At 37.8% G+C, this 4,423-nt stretch carries 5 protein-coding genes; all 5 read right to left on the bottom strand.

The window, feature by feature from the left end; genetic code table 11:
* Nucleotides 1–222: 222 nt before the first annotated feature.
* Complete coding sequence (locus HT708_RS11380; RefSeq protein WP_000760734.1) at nt 223–1,008, bottom strand: ABC transporter permease; 786 nt, start codon at nt 1,006–1,008, stop codon at nt 223–225.
* A gap of 1 nt (nt 1,009) precedes the next feature.
* Complete coding sequence (locus tag HT708_RS11375) at nt 1,010–1,828, bottom strand: ABC-2 family transporter protein (protein WP_172926406.1); 819 nt, start codon at nt 1,826–1,828, stop codon at nt 1,010–1,012.
* Between the two features lies 1 nt (nt 1,829).
* A complete protein-coding gene (locus HT708_RS11370) occupies nt 1,830–2,822 on the bottom strand; it encodes an ATP-binding cassette domain-containing protein (protein WP_172926405.1) in 993 nt (330 codons plus the stop codon).
* Nucleotides 2,823–3,222: 400 nt separating this feature from the next.
* Nucleotides 3,223–3,468, bottom strand: coding sequence for a hypothetical protein (locus tag HT708_RS12400; RefSeq protein ID WP_000643408.1), 246 nt, complete (start codon nt 3,466–3,468; stop codon nt 3,223–3,225).
* 398 nt (nt 3,469–3,866) lie between these two features.
* Nucleotides 3,867–4,229 (bottom strand): protein-export chaperone SecB, encoded by a 363-nt coding sequence (locus HT708_RS11365; RefSeq protein WP_000895069.1) that lies wholly within the window; start codon nt 4,227–4,229, stop codon nt 3,867–3,869.
* Nucleotides 4,230–4,423: the final 194 nt, after the last annotated feature.

Here is a 4,423-nt window from a genome sequence, read left to right as displayed (position 1 = left end):
GGGGTGAATAATTGGGGTTAACGGTTATTTATACATATCTATTTTTTCAAATCTTCAGTCATATGTTCACCTGTGACCTAGGCTTTACGAGTGCCTTGCTCTACCAACTGAGATAAATCGGCGATTACACTTACAGTATAGCACTCTGAGAATAGATGTCAAGGAATTTTCATCTCTATTAGAAAAAGCCTGTCCTAAGACAAGGCTTTGAGTTTCTTCATCTTAGGATCCAGCACTTTCATAAGAATCCAAGCCCCTGTCCCATAGTTTCAAGGAAATACCAAAAAAGACAAGGGAAATCAAAATCAAACCTCCAATGTTAAAGAGTACATCCTTGTCCTGCAAAAAATAGCTAGCAGGATAGTAGGCCGTAAAGGCAAAAGGCACGATAAAGCTAATCAACCAACGAAGAAGAGAATTGTAAATCGAAATCGGATACTTTGCAAAATCATTAAACATATAGAAAATGTAAATCATAGCCCCTGACTGCTTGGTCCAAAAAGCGATGCTGGCTGTCGCGATTTTAAGAGAAGTATAAATCAAGGTCGCAAAAGGAATACAGACTAGGAAAAGCAGGAATTTTGGAAGAGTCCAAGCAATGCTGGTCATGGTTGTTCCCAATAAAATACCACCGACCAAGAGTTCGCCTAAGGCATCAATCTGAAAGGTCTCAACCAAGATGTGAAAGAGAGGATTGATAGGACGAGTCAGATACTTATCAAATTCTCCTTTTCGCACCAAGCGTTGCCCCAGTGCCCAGAGATTGTCAAAAAAGAGATGGTCCAAGCCCTTAGGAATCAAGGAAAAACCATAGATAAAGGCAATTTCTTGAAAAGTCCAACCTTCTAGGGATGGGATGTGTTGAAAGATGACATTGAGAAATAAGAGATTCAGGCCTTGAGTCAGAAAGACTCCCAAGACACCAACCACAAAATCCACCTTGTATTCCATGATTTGCTTGATGTATTGTCTGATAAAAATCAGATGCATGCGTTGATATTTTTTCATACTAACCTCCTTGAATGGTGATAAAGGACTGGACTCGTTTCCAAATCAACTGAGACAAGCCCACCATCACTAAGAGCCAGAAAAACTGCAAAGCGAGTGCCTGAAGCATCTGATTAGCATCGTATTTCCCAACAATAATCATGACTGGGGTATAAATCAAGGATGAAAAAGGCAGGAAGGACAGAATATCTGCAACAACCTTTGGAAAGAAAGCCAAGGGAATCAAACTTCCAGACATAAAGGCCACTATGGAAGTCTTGAGTAGATTGGAACCCCAAAGATTTTTAAACACAAAGGCTGAAAATCCAAAGCAAATATTAAAGAAAAAGTTAATCAGATAAGCCAAAGTTAGGCTAAAGAGATAAAGGACAGTTAATCCCAGCACTTCTACAATCCCTTGCCCAGATAAGATTTTCATCAAAACAATGACACTTAAAAATGGAAGGCCAACGCTGATAAAAATCAACCACTTGGAACCAAGCTCGGTGAAAAGATAGGAGGCCGCAAAATGCACTGGTCGCAACAAACGCATGATAATGGAGCCATCCTTGACCTCCTCCCCAATCATAAAGGACGAATCGGATCTAGTCAGAAGATTGGTCACAAAACTCATGATGATGTAGAGGGTGATATCCGCCATACTGAAGCCCTGAATCAAAGACTCTTGCGAAGAATCAAAGACAGCCTTCCAGAGATAAAAGGCCACAAAAGCCCCCATGACATCGCCAATCCGATAGAGAATAAAGTTGACTCGGTAAGTAATCAACTCCTGAACCCCTGCATTGACAAAGGGTTTATAACGTCTCCACAATTTGATCATCCTAGAGCTCCTTTCGGTAGAAGCGACGGATAATATCCTCAATATCCGTATCCACCATCTTCAAATCGCGGATTTCAAAATCAGACAGGGTTTGCTTGATAATGTCAGCTGACTGGTAGCGAGAACTATCAAATTCAATGTTGAGGCTGTTTCCTTGTCTATCAATGGTCATATCAGACAGACCTTCATAGTGAGAGACGAGATGACTTTGACCTGGTAGCAGTTCAAAAGAGAGAGTCTTCATCTTACCAAAGGTATCCTTGAGTTGGCTCACCGTTCCATCAAAAATCTCTTTCCCCTTGTCAATCATGAAAATCCGATCACAAAGTTGCTCAATATCACTCAAATCGTGAGTGGTCAAAAGAATGGTAGTTTCTTCCTCTTGATTGATCTGAGTAATTGCCCGACGAATATTATCCTTAACCGAAACGTCCAAACCAATGGTCGGCTCATCTAAAAAAAGAACCTTGGGATTGTGGAGCAAGGAGGCCGCAATATCCGCCCGCATCCGTTGTCCCAGTGAAAGAGTCCGCACGGGATCCTTGATAAAGTCCTTCAAATCCAAGACTTCATTCAAAAAGTCCATACGCTTATGAAAGAGCGAGTCTGGCACATCATAAATCTCTTTTAAGACAGTGTAGGTCTCTTGCAGAGCCAAATCCCACCATAGCTGGGTGCGTTGTCCAAAGACTACGCCAATATCTTTGACATAATCTTGCCGATTGTCCTGGGGAATCTTGCCGTTAATCCGACAAAAACCAGATGTTGGTTTCAAAATTCCTGTCAGCATTTTAATGGTTGTCGACTTCCCAGCACCATTTGCCCCGATAAATCCTAAAATCTGCCCTTTTGGAACCTCAAAGGTCAAATCCTTGACCGCTTCAAAGGTCTGCTTTTCAGGATGAATAAAGGAGCGCAAAGCCCCCTTCAAGCCCGGTTCCTTAACAATCTTCACAAAATGTTTCTGAAGATGTTCCACTTCTATCATTGCCATATCTATCTCCCTATCATAAGGAATAGCAACATTGTGTTTTTAACTACAAATATTCTAAATCCTTACTTTCTACACCTTCTACATTTTATTACTACAGAAGGCTTTATACCAACCTATTATAGTCCAATAAAAAACAGAATGCAAGCGTTTGCCTATGGATTGTGAAATTAGGATTTCTCTCATAAAATAATACTTTTAATCAAAAATTCAGTTGAATAGTTTAAATTACCAACCTACTCATCTTCTCACCAGAGGGCGGTATTAACTTTGATCATAAAATCGGATACTCCCTCTATCCAGAAAATATGCTCAGAATGATTGTCTCTAAACAATACCTGCTCTTTTACCTCATTCATGAAAAAGAAGTCCATACCCTGAGAATTATCAACTCACGCACCGACTACCTAAACCAACTCGACCACCTCTTTCGTACATGTAGGAAACTATTTTCCTCACAAATAATCTCATTATAAAATCCAATAAATTTTTTTAGCTCACTTGAATATTTTCTTTGTATCGTTTTATCAGCTTCAATCTGATTTAGACTTGTTACCTTGGAACGACTTGAAATAACCTTTGTAAAATAACACTTAAGACTTTCATCATCTCGTATAAATTTTTCAATAGTGATATAAAAAGCTTTCATATTCTGTTTGTAATCAGATATTAATTGATTAATTTTATCATTCTGATGAAGATTCGATACCATAATATATAGCGGATTGAAATAAGATGAGAACAAATTGATTGGAAAAGTAAAATTAATTTCTATAAATGTTTTAGCAATTGTTTCATACTATTTTAGATTCAGTCTACTATACATAAACTAACCTCCTCATTATTAGCAAGGCTTCTACTGATTATAACCTAATTCTTAGACTACTTCAAGACTAACTGTCCAATAATAATCTACAGATAAATCATCCACTCTTAATCAAATTTTATTCAATCCATCTACTCATTCCCAAAAGGTTGCTGTATAATGCAAGACATTTTTCTTACAGCTTTTACTTTTCCTTACCCTCAATTTAGTGAGCTAATAAATTATTCTTCTTCAAAAGGTTGAGATTTATCTAGTAACTCTAAAACATTAATGGTAGGTAGCAACATTGCTTCACTGCTATCAATTGCCGAAACTATTGAAACAATAGAACGTAAATAAGGATAAAGAATAGCAGTACCATTTACGTATAGAATATCGGTGATATTTTCATCTATATTTATTTCAAAATATCCTATTACAGTTACAGATATTTTTTTCATGGCATCTTTGTCAACTAAAGAAACACTAAGTTTTACGGCTCCATGACTATAATCATCTGTATGACCAACCTTAACTATGGGATATAATATATCGAAGGTAAATGTGAACAAATTGATTAGGGAATTTAAACCAACTTCTAACAATGTGTTATACTCAATGAAAATCAAAGAGCAAACTAGGAAACTAGCCGCAGGTTGCTCAAANNACGAAGTCAGTAACCATACTCACGGCAAGGCGACGTTGACGTGGTTTGAAGAGATTTTCGAAGAGTATTAGAAAGCTCGATGGACTATTCCAGATTTATTCCACTAGATTTTGAAGTCATAACCACCCGTGA

This window comes from Streptococcus sp. 3613 (assembly GCF_013277375.1).
Classification (GTDB): Bacteria; Bacillota; Bacilli; order Lactobacillales; family Streptococcaceae; genus Streptococcus; species Streptococcus pseudopneumoniae.
The sequence above is the reverse complement of the archived record's forward strand: the minus strand, read 5'-3'. Positions and strand labels throughout refer to the sequence as shown.